Annotated in this window: 22 protein-coding genes and 2 riboswitches; of the genes, 1 reads left to right on the top strand and 21 read right to left on the bottom strand. The window is 34.7% G+C overall.

Annotated elements, in window-relative coordinates; all coding sequences use genetic code 11:
- Positions 1-86: 86 nt before the first annotated feature.
- From LL966_RS15805 to LL966_RS15735, 15 genes are all read right to left on the bottom strand, one after another.
- A complete protein-coding gene (locus LL966_RS15805; protein WP_229354590.1) occupies positions 87-1,310 on the bottom strand; it encodes a dicarboxylate/amino acid:cation symporter in 1,224 nt (407 codons plus the stop codon).
- 188 nt (positions 1,311-1,498) lie between these two features.
- On the bottom strand, positions 1,499-2,152 hold the full coding sequence (locus tag LL966_RS15800) for a class I SAM-dependent methyltransferase (RefSeq protein ID WP_229354589.1): 654 nt from the start codon (positions 2,150-2,152) through the stop codon (positions 1,499-1,501).
- 240 nt (positions 2,153-2,392) lie between these two features.
- On the bottom strand, positions 2,393-3,349 hold the full coding sequence (gene metF, locus LL966_RS15795; RefSeq protein WP_229354587.1) for a methylenetetrahydrofolate reductase [NAD(P)H]: 957 nt from the start codon (positions 3,347-3,349) through the stop codon (positions 2,393-2,395).
- A 68-nt stretch (positions 3,350-3,417) separates the two neighbouring features.
- The gene (locus LL966_RS15790) at positions 3,418-3,774 is read right to left on the bottom strand and encodes a four helix bundle protein (protein WP_229354585.1); all 357 of its coding nucleotides are present in this window, start codon (positions 3,772-3,774) and stop codon (positions 3,418-3,420) included.
- Between the two features lie 85 nt (positions 3,775-3,859).
- Complete coding sequence (gene metH / locus LL966_RS15785; protein WP_229354584.1) at positions 3,860-6,535, bottom strand: methionine synthase; 2,676 nt, start codon at positions 6,533-6,535, stop codon at positions 3,860-3,862.
- 236 nt (positions 6,536-6,771) lie between these two features.
- Positions 6,772-7,230 (bottom strand): hypothetical protein, encoded by a 459-nt coding sequence (locus LL966_RS15780; RefSeq protein WP_229354582.1) that lies wholly within the window; start codon positions 7,228-7,230, stop codon positions 6,772-6,774.
- Between the two features lie 28 nt (positions 7,231-7,258).
- On the bottom strand, positions 7,259-8,263 hold the full coding sequence (locus tag LL966_RS15775; RefSeq protein ID WP_229354580.1) for a homocysteine S-methyltransferase family protein: 1,005 nt from the start codon (positions 8,261-8,263) through the stop codon (positions 7,259-7,261).
- Positions 8,264-8,578: 315 nt separating this feature from the next.
- A riboswitch (SAM riboswitch) is annotated at positions 8,579-8,695 on the bottom strand.
- A gap of 509 nt (positions 8,696-9,204) precedes the next feature.
- On the bottom strand, positions 9,205-10,257 hold the full coding sequence (locus LL966_RS15770; protein WP_229354578.1) for an NAD(P)/FAD-dependent oxidoreductase: 1,053 nt from the start codon (positions 10,255-10,257) through the stop codon (positions 9,205-9,207).
- Positions 10,258-10,355: 98 nt separating this feature from the next.
- The gene (locus tag LL966_RS15765; RefSeq protein WP_229354576.1) at positions 10,356-10,937 is read right to left on the bottom strand and encodes a precorrin-2 dehydrogenase/sirohydrochlorin ferrochelatase family protein; all 582 of its coding nucleotides are present in this window, start codon (positions 10,935-10,937) and stop codon (positions 10,356-10,358) included.
- A 252-nt stretch (positions 10,938-11,189) separates the two neighbouring features.
- Positions 11,190-11,963, bottom strand: coding sequence for a uroporphyrinogen-III C-methyltransferase (gene cobA, locus LL966_RS15760; RefSeq protein WP_229354575.1), 774 nt, complete (start codon positions 11,961-11,963; stop codon positions 11,190-11,192).
- Complete coding sequence (locus LL966_RS15755; protein WP_229354574.1) at positions 11,956-14,046, bottom strand: HEPN domain-containing protein; 2,091 nt, start codon at positions 14,044-14,046, stop codon at positions 11,956-11,958. Before LL966_RS15755 ends, cobA begins: the two co-directional genes overlap by 8 nt.
- A gap of 85 nt (positions 14,047-14,131) precedes the next feature.
- Complete coding sequence (locus LL966_RS15750) at positions 14,132-15,376, bottom strand: sulfate adenylyltransferase subunit 1 (protein ID WP_229354573.1); 1,245 nt, start codon at positions 15,374-15,376, stop codon at positions 14,132-14,134.
- Positions 15,377-15,496: 120 nt separating this feature from the next.
- Positions 15,497-16,396: a sulfate adenylyltransferase subunit CysD gene (gene cysD, locus LL966_RS15745; RefSeq protein WP_035645595.1), complete on the bottom strand. Its 900-nt coding sequence runs from the start codon at positions 16,394-16,396 to the stop codon at positions 15,497-15,499.
- Positions 16,397-16,636: 240 nt separating this feature from the next.
- A complete protein-coding gene (locus tag LL966_RS15740; RefSeq protein ID WP_229354572.1) occupies positions 16,637-17,347 on the bottom strand; it encodes a phosphoadenylyl-sulfate reductase in 711 nt (236 codons plus the stop codon).
- A 25-nt stretch (positions 17,348-17,372) separates the two neighbouring features.
- Positions 17,373-18,275 carry a sulfite exporter TauE/SafE family protein gene (locus tag LL966_RS15735; RefSeq protein ID WP_229354571.1) on the bottom strand — a complete coding sequence of 301 codons (903 nt, stop codon included), beginning with the start codon at positions 18,273-18,275 and terminating at the stop codon, positions 17,373-17,375.
- Between the two features lie 310 nt (positions 18,276-18,585).
- On the opposite strand from LL966_RS15735, the gene LL966_RS15730 reads away from it, so the two are divergent.
- On the top strand, positions 18,586-19,368 hold the full coding sequence (locus tag LL966_RS15730; RefSeq protein WP_229354569.1) for a sulfite exporter TauE/SafE family protein: 783 nt from the start codon (positions 18,586-18,588) through the stop codon (positions 19,366-19,368).
- A 110-nt stretch (positions 19,369-19,478) separates the two neighbouring features.
- Here LL966_RS15730 and LL966_RS15725 read toward each other — a convergent pair whose 3' ends face one another.
- From LL966_RS15725 to LL966_RS15700, 6 genes are all read right to left on the bottom strand, one after another.
- A complete protein-coding gene (locus LL966_RS15725) occupies positions 19,479-19,889 on the bottom strand; it encodes an RrF2 family transcriptional regulator (RefSeq protein ID WP_229354567.1) in 411 nt (136 codons plus the stop codon).
- Between the two features lie 269 nt (positions 19,890-20,158).
- Complete coding sequence (locus LL966_RS15720; protein WP_229354566.1) at positions 20,159-21,331, bottom strand: trans-sulfuration enzyme family protein; 1,173 nt, start codon at positions 21,329-21,331, stop codon at positions 20,159-20,161.
- Between the two features lie 150 nt (positions 21,332-21,481).
- Positions 21,482-21,907: an OsmC family protein gene (locus LL966_RS15715; protein ID WP_229354565.1), complete on the bottom strand. Its 426-nt coding sequence runs from the start codon at positions 21,905-21,907 to the stop codon at positions 21,482-21,484.
- A 197-nt stretch (positions 21,908-22,104) separates the two neighbouring features.
- Complete coding sequence (thrA, locus tag LL966_RS15710; RefSeq protein WP_229354564.1) at positions 22,105-24,519, bottom strand: bifunctional aspartate kinase/homoserine dehydrogenase I; 2,415 nt, start codon at positions 24,517-24,519, stop codon at positions 22,105-22,107.
- Position 24,520: 1 nt separating this feature from the next.
- Positions 24,521-25,504: an alpha/beta fold hydrolase gene (locus LL966_RS15705; protein ID WP_229354563.1), complete on the bottom strand. Its 984-nt coding sequence runs from the start codon at positions 25,502-25,504 to the stop codon at positions 24,521-24,523.
- A gap of 78 nt (positions 25,505-25,582) precedes the next feature.
- Positions 25,583-25,690: riboswitch (SAM riboswitch) on the bottom strand.
- A 189-nt stretch (positions 25,691-25,879) separates the two neighbouring features.
- Positions 25,880-26,083, bottom strand: a complete 204-nt coding sequence (locus tag LL966_RS15700) for a hypothetical protein (protein WP_229354562.1) — start codon at positions 26,081-26,083, stop codon at positions 25,880-25,882.
- Positions 26,084-26,240 lie beyond the last annotated feature (157 nt).

Here is a 26,240-nt window from a genome sequence, read left to right as displayed (position 1 = left end):
AATTTTTATTAAATGAACTACTCGCTAAGTTTCAGTAAGAATATGCAGATAACGCAGATTTGAAATTTTAAAATTCTTTTATTAAACTACCATTTAGTTTTATCCGAAAATCGTGAAACCATCATCGAACAAATTACATCTCCGTTTGCATTTAGCAGAGTAGCAATCGGATCAACTAGAGTTCCTAAAATCATGGCGACTGGCAAAGCTTGTTCCATAGGAAAACCGTAAACTGTTATGGCTAAGATTTCTCCAATATAACCTCCGTTTGGAATTCCTCCTTCGACAATCGAAACTATTACAGTAATTCCCAACGCTAAAAGAATGGTCATTGGATCTGTAAAATCTTTCCCAAACATGGCAAACAAAAAAGTAATTTTTAAGATTGATGACATACTCGAACCATCTTTGTGCAAAGGCGCACCAAGCGGAATAACCAAATTACGTACATGTGCTGGAATTCCCATTTTTTGTGCTGCATCTAAATTTGCCGGAATTGTTGCAATGCTGCTGCAAGTTCCAATAGCTGTCAACGATGGAGTAATATTGTTGCTCCAAAAAACTTTAAAAGCTCTTTTTCCGCCAGCGACAAGTGCATACAAACTAAAAAACACAAAGAAATAAAAGATACAAGCAGCATAGTAAACCGCCATAGGTTTTGCATAAACGCCAAACAATTGCGGTCCAAAAATTCCAACCTGATATGCAAAGTAAGCGCCTAAACCAATTGGCGCAAATTTCATTATGATGTTCAAAAGCTGTTTCATTACTTCATTTCCAGAATCTAGAAAACTCTTGAAAGCATTTCCTTTTTCTCCAGATTGCAATGTGGCAAATCCAATTAAAAAAGAAAAAATAATCAACGCCAGCATGCTTTTTCGCGAAAGCAATTCGAAGAAATCATTTGCCGTGAGCAGTTTAGCAATTTGATCTCCAGTAGATCCTGATTGGACTTCTTCAAACGGAACTTTCGTAATGGCTATATCTTGATGAATCGGAAAAAGATAAACAGCAAAAATCATAACAATCGCCGAAATAAGAATCGTCGCCAGAAAGACTAATATCATTATGACAAACAACTTTCCTAGTTTTTCTGTTCTTTCCAAATTAGCAATTGAAGAACCAATTGTAAAAAAGATAAGTGGAATAATGGCTGTAAAAAGTAAATTCAGGAAAATATCACCAAGTGGTTTTATGACTAAAACTTTTTCTCCGAAAACTAATCCAAAAATACTTCCGATTATAATTCCGCCTAGAAGCAAAAGTATACTGCTGTAATTCTGCAAAAAATTGATTTTCTTAACTTCCATAATGATACAAGGGTTTAGAATTCAGCAACCTTTATTTTTTAACACATAGAAACATAGTTCTCTTTGTGTATAAGGGCATTTCACTTATTTAAACAAACATAGCTATGCGTAAAAAATGTATTTTTCTTTTAATTCTTCTAAACTAAAACTAAGAAAAATCTATGTTTTTATGTGTTTAAAAATTTCAACTACTTCTCCAGAACAATCGTTGTAAAAGCTCTATCAACCAATTCGCCAGTTTTACTTTTTACTTTTTCTGTTTGAGTTTCTGTATAAACGATTTTAAAAGGCGTTTTCTTAATCAATTCCTGCGCTTTTTCTGTGCTGTAAAGCTCAAACTCAAATTGCGTAAACGGAAGTTTCTTCATGAAATCTTCTTCGGCAAATGTTAGACAGAAATTTCCATTTGGTTTTAAAACTCTGTAGATTTCTAAAAGTAATTCTTCAGGTTTCTGCCAGAAATAAATGGTATTTACGGTAAAAATTTTATCGAATAATTCATCTTCAAACGGAATTGTATTTCCATCATAAAGTGAAAAGAAAGCTTGTTTTTGAGAAACGAAATTTCGATTAATTTGGCGTGCTTCCTGAAACATCAATTCCGACATTTCCAGTCCGTAGTATTTTAATTTTTCAACTTGTTCAAACAAAAATTCAACATGACCAGCATTTCCGTGGCCTAGTTCTAGAATTCTATTTTCGTTTGAAATATTTAGATTCTGAATCGAATGTTTGGTCATATTGATGTTCGTTTCGTTCATCATATTGCCCATTTCGATTCCTTTTTCTCCCGACGGATTTTTTAATTGAGAGGCTATGGCTTGTAGTTCTTCTTGTTTCATGATGGTTATGTTTAAATTCCAAATTAAAAAAATCCAAATTCCAAGCCTCGTTTGTCATTGCGAGGAACGAAGCAACCTCACTAACGGATTCAATGTCATTTTTGTCATTCCTAGGAACGAGGAATCTCCGCAAGAAACTCGACAAAGATTGGCGATTCACTGGATGGAGCTACTTGCGGAGATTCCTCGTTCCTCGGAATGACAAAACTATATGAAATTACCTGAAATAAGATAAAACCCTTAAAAAACCTGACTTGCAATCTGACGAATATTCTCCGATTTTCCCATTGAATAATAATGCAAAAAAGGAACTCCCGCTGCTTTTAATTCTAATGACTGTTGAATCGCCCATTCGATTCCGACTTGTTTGATTTCAGCGTTGTTTTTGCATTTATCAACCGCATCAATTAAATCTTCAGGTAAATCGATTCTAAAAATCTGTGGTAAAACCTGTAAATGTCTTTGAACCGCAATTGGTTTGATTCCAGGGATAATTGGAATTGTGATGCCTATTTCTCTTGCTTTTTCTACAAAGGCAAAATATTTCGAGTTGTCAAAAAACATTTGTGTTACCACGTAATCTGCTCCTGCGTCTACTTTTTCTTTTAATCTTTTTAAATCCGATTGTAAGGATGGTGATTCTAAATGTTTTTCAGGATAACCTGCAACACCAATACAGAAGTCAGCTTTATTGTCAACATCCATTACCTCGTGAAGATATTTTCCGCAATTTAGATCATTAATTTGGCGAACCAAATCAATTGCATAATGATTTCCACCCGCTTTAGGAACAAAAGATTGTTCGTCTTTCATTGCATCACCACGAAGTGCCATTACATTGTTGATTCCTAAATATTGGCAATCAACCAACATATATTCGGTTTCTTCTTGTGTAAATCCACCGCAAAGCAAATGCGGAACGGTATCTACATTGTATTTATGTTTAATAGAAGCGCAAATTCCAAGGGTTCCTGGACGCATACGAGTCAGTTTTTTATCCAAAAGTCCATTACCGCGATCAATATAAATATACTCTTCACGAGAAGTAGTTACATCAATAAACGGTGGTTTAAACTCCATTAACGGATCAATATTATCGTATAATTCCTGAATGCTTTTCCCCTTCTGCGGCGGAATAATTTCAAATGAGAATAATGTTTTTCCTTTGGCGTTTTCTATATGTTCTGTTACTTTCATTATTTTTTAGTTGATAGTTTTTGGTTGATGGTTGATGGTTCTTATGAACTCAACAATTACAACTTCAACTACATTAATTTTTTATAGTAGTTAATAAAACCGTTTAATAACTTTTTACAAGTTTGAATTTGTGCCAATACAATATTAAATGTACTCTCATCAATATATTTTTGATCCAATGCTAAATAATATTGTGTTTCTAATTCATATAATGATCCTCGTGAAATATGAAGAAAGTGTATTGTGTCTTTTGATGTTTGACGCCCACAACCTTCCGCTATATTTGAAGGAATTGAGATTGCTACTCTTCTCATCTGATTTGTCAATCCAAATAATTCTTCCTTTGGAAACAGTTTAGAAGAGTCATACAATAAATTCACCAACTTCCGCGCTTCAATCCAAACTTCCAATTTACTGTATTCCATTTTTATTAGTTGTTTGTTGATGATTGACAGTTGTTGGTTCTTCTATAGTAATCTATCAACCAAAAACCATCAACCATCAACTATTCTAGTCTGCTATATTAGGATTTAACCATTTCATGGCATAATCAGTAGGAACATTACGTCGTTTGGCGTAATCTACTACCTGATCTTCTTTTATTTTTCCGAGTCCAAAATATCGGCTTTTTGGATTTCCAAAATAATATCCTGAAACTGAAGAAGCTGGCCACATTGCCATGCTTTCTGTCAAGGTAACTCCAATTTCTTCGGCTACATTTAAAAGTTTCCAAATAGTTGGTTTTTCCAAGTGATCAGGACAAGCCGGATAACCTGGCGCCGGACGAATTCCTTTATAATTTTCTTTAATCAATTCTTCATTGGTCAGAGATTCTTCTGCATCATAACCCCAGAAATCTTTACGAACTCTCTCGTGAAGATATTCGGCGAAAGCCTCAGCGAAACGATCTGCAAGAGCCTTCACCATAATCGAATTATAATCGTCTAGATTTTTTTCGTATTCCGCAGCCCATTCATCTACACCAAAACCTGTGGTTACACAAAAAGCTCCCATATAATCTTCAATTCCGCTTTCTTTTGGCAGAATAAAATCGGCTAAAGCAATGTTTGGAGCACCTTTTGTTTTTTGTGACTGCTGACGAAGCGTTAAGAATTTCTCCAAAACTTTTCCGTTTTCATCACGCAATTCGATATCGTCATCATCAACCTGATTCGCAGGGAAAATTCCGTAAATACCTTTTGCTTTTAATTTTTTCTCTTCTAAAATCACTTTTAACATTGCCTGAGCATCGTTAAAAACAGAAGTCGCTTGTTCTCCCACAACCTCATCGGTTAAAATCGCAGGATATTTACCGTACAATTCCCAAGTCTGAAAAAATGGCGTCCAGTCGATATATGGAACCAAAACATCCAATTCTATTTCGATGGTTTGTGCTCCAATTACTTTTGGTTTGGTCGGTGTGTATTCCGACCAATCTAATGGTAATTTGTTTTTACGCGCATCTTCAATCGTCAGGAAGTTTTTATCTCTTGAACGATTTAAGAATGTTTCTCTAAACGAATCGTATTCTGCACGAATATCTGCCGCATATATTTTTCGGTTATGATCTAACAGATTTCCTGCAACGGTAACGGCTCTCGAAGCATCGTTTACGTGAATTACAGTTTCTCTATATTGTGGTGCAATTTTCACGGCAGTATGCGCACGAGAAGTTGTTGCCCCGCCAATCATAATCGGGATTTTAATATTTTGTTTGTCTAATTCTTTGGCCAAATACACCATTTCGTCAAGCGAAGGCGTGATCAGTCCGCTTAATCCAATAATATCAACTTCATGTTCGATTGCCGCTGCAATGATTTTCTCTGGAGGAACCATTACACCTAAGTCTACAATCTCATAATTATTACAAGCCAAAACTACCGAAACGATGTTTTTACCTATATCGTGAACGTCACCTTTTACGGTTGCCATTAGGATTTTTCCGTTTCCTTGTTTGTCTCCTGCTTGTTTGCTCGCTTCGATAAAAGGCAGTAAATATGCAACCGCTTTTTTCATTACACGAGCCGATTTTACCACCTGAGGCAGGAACATTTTTCCGCTTCCGAATAAATCTCCAACGACATTCATTCCCGTCATCAAATTGATCTCGATAACTTCGATTGGTTTTGTTGCAGCCAAACGTGCTTCTTCAACATCTTCTTCAATAAAAGCATCAATTCCTTTTACTAATGAATGCGTAATACGCTCCTGAACGGTTCCAAAACGCCATTCTTGAACAACTTTTTCATCGCTTTTTGCTTCGCCTTTTACATTTTCTGCAAAATCCAAAAGTCGTTCTGTCGCATCGTCGCGTCTATCTAAAATTACGTCTTCAACGTGTTCTAATAAGTCTTTCGGAATATCATCGTAAATCGTCAACATTTCAGGATTAACGATTCCCATCGTCATTCCGTTCTTGATCGCGTGATATAAAAACACCGAGTGCATCGCTTCACGAACCGTATCGTTTCCTCTAAAAGAGAACGAAACGTTACTTACTCCCCCGCTGATATGAGCGTGAGGCAGGTTTTCACGAACCCATTTTGTACCTCTAAAGAAGTCCAAAGCGTTCAATCTATGCTCTTCCATTCCCGTTGCAACTGGGAAAATATTCAAATCGAAAATAATATCCTGTGGAGGAAACCCAACTTTGTTTACCAAAATATCATACGAACGCTGACAAATCTCTACTCTACGATCGTAATTATCCGCCTGACCAACTTCGTCAAAAGCCATGATAATTGCCGCCGCACCGTAACGTTTGATTAATCGAGCATGATGAATAAATGCTTCTTCGCCTTCTTTTAACGAAATCGAGTTTACAACGCTTTTTCCTTGTACTACTTTCAGACCCGCTTCGATGATTTCCCATTTCGAACTGTCGATCATGATCGGCACTCTTGAAATGTCTGGTTCTGCAGCGATTAAATTCAAAAATTTAGTCATTGCAGTAACACCGTCAAGCATTCCTTCATCCATATTAATATCGATGATCTGTGCTCCTCCTTCTACCTGCTGTCTTGCAATATCAAGCGCCTCGTCATATTTCTCTTCCTTGATTAATCTCAAGAATTTTCTTGAACCTGTTACATTCGTACGCTCACCAACATTCACGAAAACACTTTCGGGCGTAATAATCAACGGTTCTAATCCTGATAATACAAGGTCTCTTCTTTTTTCTGTCATTTCTTTCTAAGTTACTAAGATTCTAAGATGCTTAGATTCTAAGTTTTTTTTATTCTATTTTCTTTCCTCCGAGGTTTTTAAAACCTTGTAGGTATTTATGTTTATTATTTTGGGCGTGTCCTTCGGCCGGGCTATCCGTTACAAGTCCTCGCTCTTCCTTCGTCAGGCTGTGGGCTTTTCACTTCTATCCCTCACGCAAACTCGGTTTCATAAGAAATTCATTCTCTTTGATTTTCTCAATTATCTCCTTTATATTCAATTCGCCAGTTAAGACTATCCAATTTCTCAAGAGTGATAAAATATTTTTTACTGTAAATATTGTTGGCAAATATTGTTTTCCATCCATATTTATCTACACTATCCTTTTCTACTATAAATAGCCTTGCTTTTTTATCTTCTAATCTTTGAAAATAATTATTCCAATATCTCGGTCTATCGCTATTAGTAATCATTTTTCCGCTCATAATTTCCTCGAAAACAAATGGAGCATCATAATCTCCTCTTTTACTTTCATTAAAATCATCTTGATATTCATAATAAAAGCCTGAATCATTCATACTATCATTTTCGGATAGAATACTATATATTATTTTATCAGAACTATTTTTAACAATAAGTTCTCTTGTATCTAATTTATCACAAGAACAAAAATTAAGTAAAATAAAAATCAAAAGAATTTTACTTGCTTTTAGCATAATTTTTATTTGTACAAAATTTTCTAAATTATTCAAAAACCGGCGCAACTCTAGGTTTATAATCCTTCGCAACCTCAGCCATCAATCGAATATGATCTGGAGTTGTTCCGCAACAGCCTCCAATGATATTAATCAAATTGTCTTCTAAATATTCTTTAATAAATGCTTGTGTCTGTTCTGGTGTTTCATCATATTGTCCGAAAGCATTTGGCAGTCCTGCATTTGGATGTGCTGAAACATTAAAACTTGTATTATGTGCTAATGTTTTTAAATACGGTTTCAACAAATCGGCACCAAGGGCGCAATTGAAACCTACGCTTAATAACGGAATATGCGAAACTGAAATCAAAAATGCTTCTACAGTTTGTCCTGAAAGTGTTCTTCCAGAGGCATCTGTAATCGTTCCTGAAACCATGATTGGGATATCTAGATTTCGTTCTTCTTTTACTTCTTCAATTGCAAAAAGTGCCGCTTTAGCATTTAGTGTATCGAAAATTGTTTCTACTAAAAGCAAATCGCAACCACCATCCATTAAAGCCTCTGCTTGTTGTTTGTACGCAATTCGCAAATCGTCAAACGTAACGGCTCTGTAACCTGGATCATTTACGTCTGGTGACATACTTGCCGTTCTGTTTGTCGGTCCGATTGAACCTGCTACGAAACGTGGTTTTTCTGGATTTTTTGCAGTAAACTCATCGGCTACTTGTCTTGCAATTTTTGCCGATTCATAATTTAACTCGTAAACCAAATCTTCCATGTGATAATCGGCCATACCGATTGTCGTTCCTGAGAATGTATTGGTTTCTACGATATCTGCACCAGCTTCGTAATAAGCAGCATGAACATCGCGGATCGCTTGCGGTTGTGTTAAGGATAGTAAATCGTTGTTTCCTTTTAAAGGATGCGGAAAATCTTTGAAACGCTCTCCTCTGAAATCTTCTTCTGAGAAATTATAGCGTTGCAACATTGTTCCCATTGCTCCGTCAAGGATTAGGATATTTTTTTTTATTGCTTCTTGAATTGTTATTGCCATGTCGTTTTGCCGCAAAGACGCTAAGGCGCCAAGCTTTTTTATTCTATTATTTAAAACATACCTAACAGGTTTTGAAAACCTGTTAGGATACGCATTTTTATTCACATTAATTCCAAAAGTGCGCTATTGCTGGCTCATTAGCCCCGATTGAAGTGGAAATTATTTTGCTTTTTTCTTTAAAAAGCAAAATGATTGCAACGAAAAGCGGGAACTACTGACTGCAAAAATGCGCCAATGATTCGCTCCTGATACAGAATCTGTTTCAGTATATTGTATGTTGTCTGGAAAAGTTTTGAGAAATACGAGTTTGTATTTGTGTTATCTATCTTGAATACTAAAAATATTGTATAAAAGTAGAATTTAGCACCTTCTTTATGATAAAGGGTTGCTAAGGTTTCATCGGGTCTATCCCTCCGCCTTTCGTGATAACTGACAATAATTTTAAGAACAGTGCAAAGGTATGAAATAGGGTTTCGATTTGCAAATGTTTTTTTTCTAAGGTTCTGAGGGACTAAGATGCTAAGATTCTAAGGTTTTATCTTTTACGTGATTTAGCTCCAGAGGAGCATAATATTTATAGAAAAAAGACAAGCACAACACAAGAGCTCCAGCGGAGCGAAATATATTTCGCTCCGCTGGAGCTCTTGCCCAAACGAATAATTTCTTTTCTATAAATATGTCATCCCTCTGGGATAATAAAAAAGCTAAACCTGTTTTTCTAATATAGCCCGTGGTTTCAACCACGGGAAACGTATTGTGATAATCCGTTTTGTTTTGTTATCATGTAAATTGATTGTGCGTTGTGTCTATACGTTGTGTTCCAGTGGTTGAAACCACTGGCTATGTTTGAATATGTTTTATAAAAAAAAGCTCAAACTTTTTTAAAGTTTGAGCTTCATATATAAAATCTTAGTGTCTTAGAAACTAAGAATCTTAGCAACTTAAACAATCGCTTTCACAACCGCTTTTGGCGCTTCTTTACGAGTTCCGTCGAAACCGTCTACTCCTGAAACTGTTGTATATTTCAATACGTATTTTTTACCTGGATTGATGATTCCGTATGCAGCTTGGCACATTAAAGTCGCTTCGTGGAAACCGCAAAGGATTAATTTTAATTTTCCTGGGTAAGTATTGATATCTCCAATAGCAAAGATTCCCGGAATGTTAGTTTGGTAATCTAATGCATTGTTTACTTTAATCGCGTTTTTCTCGATTTCTAGTCCCCAATCTCCAATTGGACCTAATTTTGGTGTTAATCCGAAAAGTGGAATGAAATAGTCACATTCGATTTTACGGTGTGCTCCGTTTTCTTCGATATCTAATGATTCAACGTGTTCAGCACCGTTGATTCCTATAACCTCTGCTGGAGTAACTAATTTGATTTTTCCAGCTGATTTTAATTCCTGTACTTTTTCTACAGAATCTAAAGCACCTCTAAATTCGTTTCTTCTGTGAATTAAAGTTACTTCTGAAGCTACGTTTGCTAAAAAAATTGACCAGTCTAATGCTGAATCTCCTCCTCCTGCAATTACAACTCTTTTATCTCTGAATTTCTCAGGATTTTTGATGAAATATTTTACTCCTTTATCTTCATAAAACTCGATATCTTCTATAAGTGGTTTACGAGGCTCAAAACTTCCTAAACCTCCAGCGATTGCAATAACTGGCGCGTGAAATTTAGTTCCTTTATTTGAAGTTACAATGAATGTTCCGTCTTCTTGTTTATCGATAGTTTCTGCACGCTCTCCTAAAGTAAAACCTGGCTCAAATTGTTTAATTTGCTCCATTAGTCCGTCTACAAGGTCTCCGGCTAAAACTTCTGGAAATCCAGGAATATCATAAATTGGCTTTTTTGGATATAATTCTGAAAGCTGTCCGCCTGGCTGTGGTAAAGCATCTAAGATGTGGCATTTCAATTTTAATAATCCTGCCTCGAATACGGCAAATAAACCTGTTGGTCCTGCTCCAATTATAAGTATATCTGTTTTAATCATTATGGTGTTGTTTATAATCATTCTTAATAACGCAAAGAAACAAATAAATCCTTGTACTTTCAATGATTTTTGTCATTTATTTCTTTTACGAAACTTTTTTACTCTTTATTTTTCAATGAATCGGTTATCTCATTCATTCGTTTAACCTTTTCTTCAAAATTGCCTTTTAAGGTTTTTCGATATTCGTTAAGATTCTCAACCATTTGGTTGATATCCTCAGGAATTACTTCTTCAAAAAACTCCCGAAGCCTTTTGGCTGTTGTTGGTGATTTTCCGTTGGTTGAAATGGCAATTTTTACATTTCCTTTTGTTACGATTCCGCCTAAATAATAATCACATAAATCTGGTGTATCTGCTATATTGCAAATCAGATAACGCTTTCTTGCTAAATCGTATACTTTTTTATTTACTTTCAAATCGTCTGTACAGGCAATTACCATGTGACGTTTTTTGAGCATTTTCTTTTTAAACTTCTTTTCCGTCAATTTAACTGAAGGATGTTTTTCGGCTAAAACTTTAATATTCAAATGAAAATCCGGCGCCACAACCTCGACATTTGCATTTGGACTTGACTTTAGCAAAAAAGAAAGTTTTTCTAATCCAACATTTCCTCCGCCCACAATTAAAACATTCAGATTGTGAAGTTTTAAAAATATTGGGTATAATTCGTTCTGTTCCATTTTAATTTTTTGTTTCGTCGAAATTAATGAATTCTGACGTTACAATATTCATCAGATTAAAATCCGATTTTATATACTATGCGTTCCCAGGGTTGAAACCTTGGGCTATGTTTTCCAATCTTTTGATTCTTTGGATTAAAATCCAGCGCTACAATATGAGTCGTTCCTTCGGAACGGTTAAATCCAACGTCATTCCTATACGTACATCGGGTTAAAACCCGACCCTACAATACGAATCGTTCCTTTGGAACTTTATCTTGAAACTTCTTTCGATAGAAATTCTTCGTAAAATCCTTTTAATTTATTGCTTTCTCTTACAACTTCTCCAAGAACAATAATGGCTGGAGAACCTAATTCTTTTTGTTTTACAACTTCTAAAATTGAATCTACTGTTCCAACTCCTACTTTTTCTTCTGCTGTTGTTCCATTTTGAATGATGGCAACGGGTAAATTTCCTTTATCCTCCTTTTGAAACAAATCGATTATTTGAGGCAATTTGTGCATTCCCATCAAGATTACAACCGTTGCAGAAGATTGCGCGGCCAAAGCTATATCTGAAGATAATTTTCTATCGGATGTTGTTCCAGTAATCGCCCAAAAGCTTTCTGAAACGCCTCTTTTTGTAATCGAAATTCCCTGACTTGCAGGAACGGCAACTACTGATGAAATTCCAGGAACTACAATCGTTTCAATTCCGAAACTTTCTGCAAATTCCACTTCTTCGCTTCCTCTTCCAAAAATAAACGGATCTCCACCTTTTAATCGAACTACGTGTCCGTAAGTTAAAGCATTATCCACAATCAATTGATTGATTTGATCTTGCGTGTAAGCATGATTTCCGATTCTCTTTCCAACAAAAATTCGAATAGCATTTTTAGGCGCATAATCTAGAATTTCTTCATTGGCCAAAGCGTCGTACAAAACCACATTAGCTTCAGCCAATGCCTTTACAGCTTTCAGCGTAAGTAAATCAGGATCGCCCGGACCTGCACCGACTAAAGTTATTTTGGGTTTTATATTAAGCATTTTCTAATTCCTGAGCTCTGAAAGTTTCGATTTTATCAAAGAAAACTACTGCCTGAGCAATATAATCTTTAGCGAAAGCTTCTGATGGTTCATTTTTATTGATTTGGTAAACCAAGTCTTTAAAAGTTGAGTTTAATTCAATTTTATTATTTTCAACAAAAACAGTATCAAACAAATCTACAATTCCTGCGTGGTGATTTGTTTTTTGGTTTTCTGACAATAACAATGCTTTTGCTCCATTTACAAATCCTGCGTAAGCATGGTAAATAGCATCTGACCATTTTTTCTCATCGAAAGATTCTTGAGCTAAAAACAATTTTTCTTTTGCCTCAAACAATAATGTCGCTACTAAATCAATCACAACTCCCGCGCATTCTCCAACTCCAACTGCTTTTACATAATTGTCAGCATTACCCCAATCTACAAAATCAGCTTCTGTTAAATTGGTTACATCTGCGAAAGGTTTTAAGATTTCGTAGAAATATTTTTCTCCTTTCAGATCGTAATAGTTTAGGAATTTTTCTCCGTTTGCATTCGCATCAAAATCATTTAAGATGGTACGCAAAGCATCTGGTCCTCTACGGCTTGGAATTTTAATTACTTTATCAGCAAAACGTCCCGCTCCGTTTCCTAATCTTCCTCCACCTAATAAAACCTGCAATGCTGGAGCAACTAGTTTTCCTGAGTTGATAGACATACCTTGAAATCCAATTGCAGACATATTGTGCTGTCCGCAGGCATTCATACAACCTGAAATTTTAATTTCGATTTCGCGGTTGTTTAAATACTGAGGATATTCTGCCGTTAAAACTCTTTCTAATTCTTCTGCAATACCTGTACTGCTTGCAATTCCTAAATTACAAGTATCTGTACCTGGACATGCCGTAATATCTCCAACTGAATTATATCCTAATTGAACAAAATCCAACTTCGCTAATTCTTGATAAAAGAAAGGTAAATTCTCTTCTTTTATGTGACGTATTACAATATTTTGACGCAATGAAAAACGTAATTCATTTGCTCCGTAATTTTTAATTAAATCGGCTAATAATCGAGCTTTATCAGTATAAAAATCACCTAATAAAACTTTGATCCCGATAGCATAATAACCGTCTTGTTTCTGTTTGATTACATTCGATTTTTTCCAAGCTTCATAAGCTGCAGTATCTTCGATTGTAACTTGCGGAACTTCTAATAATGGTTCTGGAATTGGTCCGTCAAAAGCAGTTGTATCAATTTCGTATGTTTCAAAAGCGATGGCTTTTTTCTCTTTTTCAACCAAATCAAGGAAAGCATCTTTCCCCATTTCTTTGATTAAGAATTTCATACGTGCTTTCATTCTTTTTGCACGTTCTCCGTATCTATCGAAAATACGGATGATTCCTTCTGCTGTTGGAATGATTTCATTTACCGGAACGAATTCTGAAAGTAATTCCGCATGTGCTGGTTGAGATCCTAAACCTCCACCAAACATGATTTTGAAACCTTTTTGTCCGTCTTTAATTTTCGGAATAAATCCTAAATCGTGTAAATAACTTAACGCCGTATCTTCATCTGAAGACGAGAACGAAATTTTGAATTTACGTCCCATTTCCTGACAGATTGGGTTTCTTAACAAATATTGAAAAAGTCCGTGTGCATAAGGCGAAACATCAAATGGTTCGTTTACGTCAACTCCAGCCAACTCGCTTCCTGTTATATTTCTTACTGTGTTTCCACAAGCTTCACGAAGCGTGATATCGTCTTTAGCCAAATCTGCCCAAAGTTCTGGTGTTCTGTCTAAGCTCACATAGTGAATCTGGATATCCTGACGTGTCGTAATGTGCAAACGCCCCGTAGAATATTCATCAGAAACTTGTGTGATACGCACTAATTGCTCGCTGGTAACTTTACCATAAGGCAATTTGATACGAATCATTTGAACACCTTCCTGACGCTGCCCGTAGATTCCACGCGCTAAACGAAGACTACGAAAACGCTCATCATCAATTTTTCCTCCACGGAATAAATGAATCTTTTTTTCTAATTCGATAATCTCCTTCTGAACTACCGGATTTTCTATTTCTGTTCTAAAACTTTCCATTTCTCTTTTGAGTTTTTGGTTGTCGGTTGCTTGTTGTTGGTTGTTGGCTCTAAAAAACCATCAACTATCAACTAAAAACCATCAACTATCTGATGAATCCTACTCCTGCTGTTGTGTTTGTTGCTGTATCAATTAAGATAAAAGCTCCGTTTGATTTGTTTTCGTTGTAAGCGTCAAAATATAAAGGCTTGCTTAATTTGATGCTTACTTCTCCGATTTCGTTGATTGCTAATTGTGAAGCTTCTTTTGTTCCAGAATAGTCTGTTGAGATGGTATTTTTGATACTTTCTACTTTTGCTAAAACTGAATTTGTATTGTGCTGTACAATGTATTTTGTTCCTGCAACCAATTTCTTGCTGTCCATCCAACAAACTGTTGTTGTGATTTCTTTTTCAATTTTTGGAAGTTCTGATGATTTTACAATCATATCACCTCTCGTTACATTGATATCATTTTCTAATTCGATTGTGATTGACGAACCTGCAACGGCTTCGTCAAATGTTTTATCGAAAAAGTGAATTTTTGATACTTTTGATTCTGTTAAAGAAGGAAGAACCGTTACAGCATCTCCAACTTTGATTGAGTTTCCGTATAATTTTCCAGCATAACCTCTAAAATCGTGGTATTCTTCTGTTTTTGGACGAATTACGGTTTGAACTGGGAAACGTGCTTTTCCTGCTTCAAAAACATCAGAAGCATGTAATCCTTCTAAATGTTCTAAAACCGTTTGTCCATCATACCAAGGCATATTTTCAGATTTGTCAACAACATTTCCGCCGTTGATTGCACTTAACGGAATATAACTTACGTTTTGTTCCTTGAAAGTACTTTTTGCATTTAATGCCTGAAAATCAGCTTTGATTTTATTGAAAACTTCTTCAGAATAATCAACTAAATCCATTTTATTAATCGCAACAATTACTTCTTTTACTCGCAATAAATTATTGATAAAAAAGTGACGGTACGTTTGCTCGATTACGCCTTTTCTGGCATCAATTAAAATAATAGAAACCTGAGAAGTCGAAGCTCCTGTAACCATGTTTCTTGTATATTCTACGTGACCCGGAGTATCGGCAATAATGTAACTTTTCTTTGCAGTCGAAAAATAAATGTGTGCAACATCAATCGTGATTCCTTGTTCTCTTTCTGCTACTAAACCATCAGTTGCCAGAGAAAAATCAAGATAATCATATCCTTTTTGTTTACTGCTTTTTTCGATTGCTTCTATTTTGTCAGTCGTCAATGATTTTGTATCGTACAATAATCTTCCGATCAAAGTACTTTTTCCGTCATCTACACTTCCTGCTGTTGCTATTTTTAAAACGTCCATCTTATATATTGTTTCAGGTTTAAAGTTTCAAGTTTCATGTTCTCTCGAAACTTATAAATCTGTATGTTTTTGTTTTCTTGATTCTAACTTTTAATTTTTAATTCTAAATTTTTAATTGAATTAAAAGTATCCTTGTTGTTTTCTCTTTTCCATTGCAGCTTCAGAACGTTTATCATCGATTCTGGCTCCTCTTTCAGAAATAGTTGATTCTCTAATTTCGCCTACAACTTCTTCAATTGTTGCTGCGTAAGATTCAACTGCTGCTGTACAACTCATATCTCCAACGGTTCTGAAGCGAACAATTCGTTCTTCGATTTGTTCGTCTTCTTCTTGGTACACAAAAGGAGAATGTGACCAGATTAAACCGTCTCTCAAAAAAACTTTTCTTTTATGTGAAAAATAGATTGATGGAATCTCGATGTGTTCTTTTTCGATATAACTCCAAACATCTAATTCTGTCCAGTTTGAAATTGGGAAAACACGAACGTTTTGTCCATTTTCAATTTTTCCATTCAAAATATCAAACAACTCAGGTCTTTGATTTTTTTCGTCCCATTGTCCGAAATCATCACGAACAGAGAAAATACGTTCTTTAGCTCTTGCTTTTTCTTCATCACGACGTGCGCCTCCAATACAAGCATCAAACTTAAATTCTTCAATTGCATCCAAAAGTGTTGTCGTTTGCAAGCTGTTTCTACTTGAGTATTTACCAGTTTCTTCAACCACTTTTCCTTCATCAATAGCATCCTGAACATTACGAACGATCAACTCTAAACCTAATTCTTCTACCAATTTATCTCTGAAAGCAATGGTTTCAGGGAAATTGTGTCCCGTATCAACGTGCAATAGAGGAAACGGAATCTTAGCAGGAAAAAATGCTTTTTGCGCTAAGCGCACTAATGTGATAGAATCTTTTCCTCCTGAGAAAAGTAAAACCGGTTTGTCAAACTGTGAAATTACTTCTCTGAAAATGTATATCGCTTCACTCTCTAAAGCGTTTGTTTTTAATACTGAACTCATTGTTTTTTTGTTTGATATTTTTTAGTTTCAAGTTTTAGATTTCAGGTCTGTTACCTCATCTAAAAATTTCAACTTTTCATTCTATTCTCTTTATTCTCTCTTCAACGGATAAAAATCTATTTTTTTTATCCACATCTCCCCGGATTAATCCCGAAGCCTCGGGACGGCGCTACAATATGAATCGTTCCTTCGGAACTTTAAATCTATATTCTTTATTCTATTTTCTTGCCTCTTGCTTCTTTATTCTTTTTTGGCACTGTGAAGCCCGCACTCTTTATGGCTTGATTCCCACCACCATCTTCCGGCTCTGATATCTTCGCCTGGAAAAATGGCTCTTGTACAAGGTGCGCATCCAATACTTACGAAACCTTGTTTGTGCAATGCATTTTGAGGAACATTGTTTTCAGATAGATACGTTTCAACTTCTTCTAAAGTCCATTTTAATAACGGATTGAATTTTATGATTTCGAAGTTTCCATCATATTCAAACAGATGTAAATCCTGTCTGTTTTCTGATTGTTCTGCTCTTAAACCTGTAATCCAAACTGAGTTTCCTGCCAAAGCTTTTCGTAACGGAACCACTTTTCGAATAAAACAACATTCTTTTCTGTTTTCAACCGAATCGTAAAAACTGTTTGGGCCTTTTGTTTTCAGAAGATTTTCCACCGAAGCAGCTTCTGGAAAAAAAACTTCGATTGGTCTTTTGTATTTTTTTAATGTTTTATGAAAAACATCGTAAGTTTCCTGAAATAATCTTCCGGTATCTAAAGTAAAAACGGTAATATCCGTATTGCTCTTCGCAATAAAATCCGTAATTACCTGATCTTCTTGACCGAAAGAAGTTGAAAAAATAACTTTTCCCGGAAATTCTTTTGTTAAATAAACTAAGGTTTCGTCAAGCGAAAAAGCTGCAGTTTTCTCTAATAATTCTTGTACAATAATCGCACTCATAATCTCTTTCTCCGTATCTAAAGAATTACAATAATTTAGATAATGTTTTTAAACTCAATAATATAATTAGCACTCCAACCGCAACCATCATTGGTTTTCTTTTGATTTTGTTTACCAAATATGCTGCTAATGGCGCTGAAATAACTCCTCCTAAAATCAATCCTATAATAACTTGCCAGCCAATGATTCCTCCGAAAAGCATGAAGGTTATACCACTTGCAAATGAAATCGCAAACTCAGCTGCATTTACAGATCCGATTGTATATCTCGGATTTCTTCCTCTTCCTAATAAAGTTGAAGTTACAATCGGTCCCCAGCCTCCACCTCCAACAGAATCCATAAATCCGCCAAAAACTGCTAAAGCACTTAATTTTTTGGTTTTCTTTTTTACGATGCTTTTTTTCAATGCTTTCTTGATAATAACTATCGCCAGAATAATCATATAAACCGCAATAAAGGGTTTGATTATATCGCCATTAATTACATCAGACAATAAATAAGCTCCTGTTATTGAACCTAAAACCCCAGGAATCAATAAATGTTTGACCAATTTTTTATTGATATTTCCGAAACGGTGATGCGAAAGTGCAGACGCTCCAGTTGTAAACATTTCTGAAACGTGAACCGCTGTACTACTCACAACTGGCGGCACTCCATAAGCCAACAAAAATGAAGTTGAAGTTGCTCCGTAACCCATTCCTAATGTTCCATCAACTAGTTGAGCAAAAACTCCAATAGCAAAAAACACTAAAAATTCCTGATTGAATCCTGCTACAAATCCGTCCCAGGAAAATTCAGCGTGATGATTATATATTAATACAGATAAAAGACCTACTAACAAAACAACAGGTATCACAACCCATAAATTTTCCTTTGATAAAGTATTTGACTTTATCTCTATATTGTTTAATTTAAGTTCATTTTCCATAATTTAAGAATGTGTTTTTTTCTTAAAAAAATCCATTACCCTATCGGCTTAGTAGATTACTTTGCAAAAGTACTATATATTTTGAAATATCAAAACAATATATTTACTTTTTTGTAAAAGCTATTGCTCTAAAAACATGATAAAAGAATTTTAATAAAAGATTAATAATTTATTTAACAAATTATACGCGTCTTCATCAGAGTTTAACAGCGTACTTTAATTTTGTGATTTGTAAAAATACACATTTAATCTCTACCAAATCTATAGGATAATTATAAAATTGTTATTATTTTAGCGCCAAACTTTTTTTATGGATTTTCAGATTGGTCTTGTAATTGCGGGGTTAGCAGTTGGTTTTATTGTAGGATTAACAGGTGTTGGAGGCGGTTCTTTAATGACTCCTATTTTATTGTATTTTGGCATTTCTCCAACAACCGCAGTAGGAACCGATTTACTTTACGCAGCCTTTACCAAAGCTGGAGGCGTATTTGTACACAATAAAAAAGGAAACATCAACTGGAAAATTACGGGTTGGCTTACTCTTGGCAGTGTGCCTGCCTCTTTGATAACTTTATGGATCTTACACAGTATTAAAACTGATATTGAAACCATAAATCGTGTTATTAAATATAGTTTAGGGTGGGCTTTATTGTTTACCTCAATCGCTATTATATTCAAAAACAAAATTTTAAAATATTCTCAGAAACACGCTGGAGATAAATTCCATAGCGAAAGCACAACTCAAAATATGCTGACTATTGCTATTGGAATATTACTTGGTGCAACTGTAACTTTAACTTCTATTGGCGCTGGAGCATTAGGAACTGTAACTTTATTTTTCCTTTATCCATTATTGCCAACTCCCCGCTTGGTTGGAACTGAAATTGCTCATGCTGTTCCTTTAACTTTAGTTGCTGGAATTGGACATGCTTCAATGGGTAATTTGGATTTAGGCTTATTAGGACAATTATTAATGGGATCGCTTCCTGGCATATATATGGGAAGTATGCTAAGCGGAAAAGTACCAGATCAATTTCTTAGAAATGCAATTGCTGTAATGCTTTTCCTTGCTGGATATAAATTGATTTTTTAAGAAGCATATTTTTCACCATATAAGTAATATAAGTTCATTTTAGTAGAGGCACACAGCAGTGCGTCTAAATTTAAACGATGATAAATTAAATGAACTTATATGGTGAAAAATTAAAATGCTATATCTGCTAAAGAATTGCTTTCTAATATTTTAAGTGTATTATCTCTAACTTCTGTCATTAGTCTGCGCGCCGCACAGCTCGCTTCGTCGTCACAATCATCACATCTTTCGTAGAAATTGTGACTTGCACAAGGCAATAACGCGATTGGCCCTTCTAAAATACGATAGACTTTAGCCATGCTGATTTCTTTCGGATCTTTGATTAGGTAATAACCGCCACCTTTTCCTTTTTTTGCCCCAAGAAATCCTGAATTTCTTAACAGCAGTAAAATGCTTTCTAAAAATTTTATCGAAATATGTTCACTTTTTGCAATTTCAGCTATTTGAACCGGTTCGTTATTTTCTCTTCTGGCTAAATAGGTTAAAGCTTTAATTCCGTATTTTGTTTTCTTTGAAAGCACTAATGTAAATTTTAGATTGTAGCGTTTAGATTCTTTCGATTCAAACCTTTACAAATTATTAAACAACAAAAGTATGCTTTTTGTTTGAACTATCACAAAAGAATAAAGTTAAATTCTACTAAATCCATCAAATTACTTGGTTAATTCTTTTCGATTCAAGCAAAAATAGGCTTTTTATAAGAATGAAGACTAAAAAAAAGACGATTTTAAACAGCAAATGAATTACCGTCAAAATCGTCTTTAAAGTATTTGAAAATTGAAATATATAATTAACCTAATGCTTGTTTTAAATCTGAAATTACATCTTCTACCGTTTCTAAACCAACAGAAACACGTACTAACCCTTGTGTGATTCCAACCGCTAATTGATCTTCTTCAGATAATTTGCTGTGTGTTGTAGAAGCTGGGTGTGTTACAATCGTTTTTACATCGCCAATATTTGCCGAAAGAGAGCATAATTTAATTTTATCCAAAAATTTTCTTCCAGCCTCAAGACCACCTTTAATCTCGATAGCAATAATATTACCACCTAAACGCATTTGTTTTTTGGCAATTTCATATTTTGGATGTGATTTCAAGAATGGATATTTCACACTTTGTACATTTGGGTGGCTCTCTAAAAATTCTGCCACTTTTAAAGCATTTTCGCAATGCTTGTCTACGCGAACAGCCAAAGTTTCTAAACTTTTTGACAAAACCCATGCGTTAAACGGTGAAAGTGCTGGCCCTGTATTTCTTGAAAACAAATAAATTTTGCGAATCAACTCTGCTTCTCCAACTGCAACTCCTCCTAAAACACGGCCTTGTCCATCCATTAATTTTGTTGCTGAATGTACTACAATATGAGCTCCGTATTTAATAGGCTGTTGAATATATGGGGTAGCAAAGCAGTTGTCAATTATTAAAATCAAATTGTGTTTTTTTGCAATCGCTCCTAGTAATTCCAAATCGATTACATCTACACCTGGATTTGTTGGCGTTTCAGCATAAAGAATTTTAGTATTTGGCTGAATAAAACTTTCAATTGTTTCTGGCTTATTAATATCAAAATAAGAAGTTTCGATTTTCCATTTTGGAAAATAAGTCATGAATAACGCGTGAGTTGATCCAAAAACACTTCCTGCCGAAACAATGTGATCACCTGATTCTAATAATGCAGCAAACGTAGAATAGATTGCAGCCATTCCTGTTGCGAAAGCATAACCCGCTTCTGCACCTTCCATTGCGCAAACTTTGTCAACAAATTCCGTTGTATTTGGATTGCTGAAACGAGAATAAATATTACGAACTTTTTCTTCTGTAAAAGAAGCTCTCATATCCTCTGCGTCTTCAAATATAAAACTTGAAGATAAGTACAAAGGTGTTGAATGTTCCTGAAACTGTGTTTTTTCTAAATGTGTTCTAATGGCTTGTGTTTCAAAACCAAATTCTTCTGTATTCATTGTGTTGTTGTTTATTGTTTTTTGTTTCAAGTTTGAGGTTTCAAGTTTCAAGTTTCAAGTTTTAAAAACTGAAGTCTAAACTAAAACAAGTCAATTATTTATGCTCAATCTGAACATTTTCAAATTATCTAATTGACTAATTATCTAATTTTATAAAGCTTCGTTGTTTAAAACCACTTTGTATTTAATTGTTGCTGTTGGCTCTACCGTTTTGGCAACTGAACAATATTTCTCGAAAGAAAGTTGCGCCGCTTTTTTTGCTTTTTCTGGATTGATTTCTCCTTCTAAATAAAAAACCACATCAATTTCTTTAAAAGGTTTTGCCTCACCAACCTGAACACGAAGTCCTTCAACCTCAGCATCAAAAGAAGTGATTTCCTGACGTTGTTTTTTTAAGATCGAAATCATATCAATAGCACTGCATCCTGCAACACCCATTAATACCAATTCCATTGGACTTGCACCTAAATCGCTTCCGCCAAATTCGGCTCTGCTGTCAACGTCAACTACGTGTCCGCGTTCATTTTTTACTTTAAAATGAAATGCGTCGTTTACTCTGTTTAAAGTTACTTTCATTGTGTTGTTGTTTTTTTTGTTTTTGTTTTATTAGTGTAATTTCCACAATCTTGTCATTTCGACGTAAGGAGAAATCACACTAGTTTGTTGACAAAGATCAAAGCTTTGCTTTATGGAGTTTCGTGTGTGATTTCTACTTACGTCGAAATGCCAAACTAAGCTCAATCTAAAATCTACATTCTAAAATCTAAAATTAATTATCCCTTGTCAGACAATCTCAAAATATCTCCAAAAACTCCTCTTGCTGTTACTGCAGAACCTGCACCAGCTCCCTGAATAACAATTGGACGATCTCCGTAAGATTCTGTGTAAATTTCGAAGAAAGAATCAGAACCTTTTAATCCACCTAGAGCAGTGTCTGAAGGAACTGAAACTAATTTTACTTCTAAATTTCCTTTGTCATTTTGTAAATCTCCTGACAATTCACCAATATATCTCAAAACGTGATTGGGCTGTTGTTCTGCTTTTATTTTAGCATAAATTGGGTCAAATTCTTTTAATTTCGTTAAGAAATCGGCAGCGCTTCCTTCACGTAAGTGTTCTGGAATTAAATTCTGAATTGAAATTTCTTCAAATTCATTTTGTAAATCTAATTCTCTCGCTAGAATCAATAATTTTCTTCCAACGTCATTTCCGCCTAAATCCTCACGCGGATCTGGTTCTGTGTATCCATTATCGATTGCTTCTTGAAGAATTTCACTAAACGGTGCATCTTTAGCAGAGAAATTATTAAATAAATAACTCAATGTTCCAGAGAAAACTCCTTTAATTTTAGTGATATTTTCACCAGAAAGGTGTAATAATTTAATTGTATCAATCAACGGCAATCCTGCACCAACATTGGTTTCGTACAAATAATTCTTCTGATTTTCTTCTAAAGCACTTCTCAATTCTTTATAAAAACCATAACTTAATGTATTGGCCACTTTATTCGAAGAAATCAAATCGAAACTGTTTTCTACAAGCGGAATATAATTCTCTACAAAACTTGCACTTGCCGTATTATCTACTGCAATTAAGTTTTCTAAATGATTTTCATTCGCGTAAGCAATAATATCATTTATAGTGTACGCTTCTCCTTTTGTATCAATTTCGTTTTTCCAGTTATCAGCAACACCATATTTGTTTAAAAGCACTTTTTTAGAATTCGCAATAGCGAAAACATTCAGCTTAATTCCTTTACGTTTTTCAATAGCTGAAGCCGATTCTAAGATTTGATTGATTAAAGTTCCGCCTACCAAACCGTGACCGATAATCGCGATGTTGATCTTTTTAGAAACTCCAAAAATCTCACCGTGAATTACATTTAACGCTTTATTCAGTTCTGATTTCTTAACAACCAAACTCACGTTTTTACCTGTAACGGTGTTGTTGAACAAAATCGGAACAATTTTATTTCTGATTAAAGCCGTGTAAGGTTTGTGGAACGTACTCAAATCCTGCCCGATAATCGAAATTACCGATACATTATCTGTAACCGTAATTTGATTTACATCTTTAGAATAAAAGTCATTTTCAAATTCTTTTTCTAATTCCACGACCGCTGTTGTTGCTTTATCTGTAGCCACCACAAGTCCGATTCCTCTTTCTGAAGAACCTTGAGAAATGATACTTACACTGATATTATGATCGCCCATTACTTTAAAAATACGAGCATCAACTCCAGCTTTTCCAAGCAATCCGCGTCCTTCAAGATTTACAAGAGAAACATTTTCTAATACAGAAAGCGTTTTTATCCCTTCTTTCGTAGAATCTGAAGTAATTAATGTTCCACGATTTTCATGATTGAAAGTATTTAAAATACGTAGCGGAATATTTTTTTCTAATAAAGGGATAATCGTTTTGGCATGCAAAATCGTTGCTCCAAAATTAGCCAGTTCGTTTGCTTCATTAAACGATAAATATTCAATTTTTTTAGCATCAGCCACTAAATCTGGGTTTGCGGTATAAATTCCGTCAACGTGCGTGAAGTTTTGTAATTCTTCGGCATTTAAATAATTAGCGATTAACGAAGCGGTATAGTTACTTCCATTTCTACCTAAAGTAGTTGTGTCGTTGTTGTTGTTTGAACCAATGAAACCTGTAACTATATTAACCGTTTCGCCATTATGTGTTTTGAAATAATTGACTACATTTTTCTTTGAAAGCTGTTCTAAAGGCTGTGCATCTCCAAATTTAGAATCGGTTTTTAGCAATTCTCTTGTATCTACAAAGTTGGCTGGAATTCCTTTTTCTAATAAAATAGCCGTCAATAATTTAGCAGAAAGCAATTCTCCTTTTGATAAAATCTGATCTTTGATTTTTTTGCTGTAATCTCCAATTAAGCTTACACCTTCAAAAAGTTTGTCTAAAACATTAAATTCTTCAGACAAATCTACCTGCGGATAATCTGAGATTTGATATTTTTTAAAATTCTCTAATAATTCTTTATAACTGCCATTTTTTGCAGCAATGCTTAAGATAAATTCCAATTCGTCTGTAGCGTTTCCGCGTGCAGAAACTACAACGGCAATTTTTTCACCTTGACTTACTTTATCAGAAATGATAGAAACAACTTTGTTAAGTCCTTCTCCGTTTGCTAATGATTTACCTCCAAATTTTAATACTTTCATTTTATTTCTTTATTGTTTCTGCCTTAAAAATGTCGGCAAGTAAATGATCTAATTGTTTGTACTCGATTAAAAAAGCGTCATGTCCGTGAACCGAAACAATTTCGCTGTAGAAAACATTGTCTTTAAACTTCTTTAATTCTTCGTAAGTTTCTACGTTTTCTTTTGCTGTAAAAAACAAATCTGAATTGATTCCGACGATATGAATTGAAGCGTTAGTTTTAGACAATAAATTCTCGAAACTTTCACTATTTCTAGTAATATCAATTGTTTTAAGCAACTGATTCATTAATTTATAAGAAGACAATTGGAATCTTTGCTGCAATTTTTTTCCATGATGCGCTAACCAGCTTTCGATATTAAAAATTAATAAATCTTGATTAATGGTACGCTGAAATTTTTCTTTGAAAGATTCTGGGGAACGGTAACACAACATAGCGTGTATTCTTGCATCTTCAATTGGTTTTGAAGAATTGTTTAAGATTTGTTCTTGCAGGAAACAATTGGCAATAAGCCAGTCTGTAGATTTCCAATCGCTCGCAATCGGAATAAGATTTTCGGTGATGTTTGGTTCTAAAGCCAAGATTTCCCAAGCGATTCCACCGCCAACAGAACCTCCGATAATGGCAAAAAGCTTTTCGATTTGTAACGCTTTTATTCCTTCAATAAAAATTCGAGCAACATCTCTAGCCGTAAAATCAAGATAATTTTCAACTAAAAAAGAATTGCTTCCATTTCCTGGAATATCAAAAGCTAAAATGGTGTAAACAGAAGTGTCAATGGTTTTACCTTCTCCAATTAAATCATTCCACCAGCCATTTTCTCCCGTAACTTGAGAGTTTCCTGTTAAGGCATGATTTACCAAAACGATAGGCGCACTATGCAAGGACTGGCCAGCGATAGTAAAACTTAAAGGCAATGTATGATAAAACGCACCATTTTCTGTGGTGAAATTTTGTATGCTAATAGGGTTTGGTATATTTTCCAATTTCAAATCTGTTGTATTATCTGATTTGTATGTGGAAATATTAGAAAGAAAAAACTAGTTTAAACTAGAAAAATCTCGTTGTTATCTTTCCACGTTGGGCGTGGTAGAATGCAGCACCTTCTTCGAATTAACGAAGGGTTGCTAAGGATTCATCGGGTCTAATCCCTCGTCCTTTCTTTATAACATTTCAATACTTTTTTGAACTTAACGGTGCAAATTAACTACTAATTTCTTTAACAAACAAATTTATTATAAAACAGTTTGTTAAATTTCTTGAACAACTCTCAGCAAAAACTATTATACGCAAAAAATTACCGAACAGGAATGCCCAGTAAAATTAAGCAGGTGTTACCCTAGTTTATGTCACTTTTCAATTTAGATGAAAAGCGTTTCATTCTCTTTTGAATACATTAAAAACATTAAAGAATTCGGTGCTTTTTTCTCTGCATTTTTATCAGCCTCTGTTATTCCGAATCTTGGGTGAGCCAATTCATTCGTAGGCGGTGGCGGATTGTTATTTTTTGTCCTTCTGTTTTTCAATTTTGAAATTTTTTCTGCTAAGTAGTTCAATGTGCTCATGATATTAAGTTTTAGTTCAGTTGTTTTATAATCTTTATTTCTCTTTTATTTTTTTGTTAATTCCCTTGAAAGAATAAAAAAACCCTTTTGGATTTTTAGATACCAAAAGGGTTTAAGTTATTAAACTCATTTATACTTTTTAGTATCAACAGACCAG

This window comes from Flavobacterium chungbukense (assembly GCF_020805785.1).
GTDB lineage: Bacteria > Bacteroidota > Bacteroidia > Flavobacteriales > Flavobacteriaceae > Flavobacterium > Flavobacterium chungbukense.
Note: the sequence above shows the minus strand (reverse complement) of the source record. Positions and strands in the feature narration are given on the sequence as shown.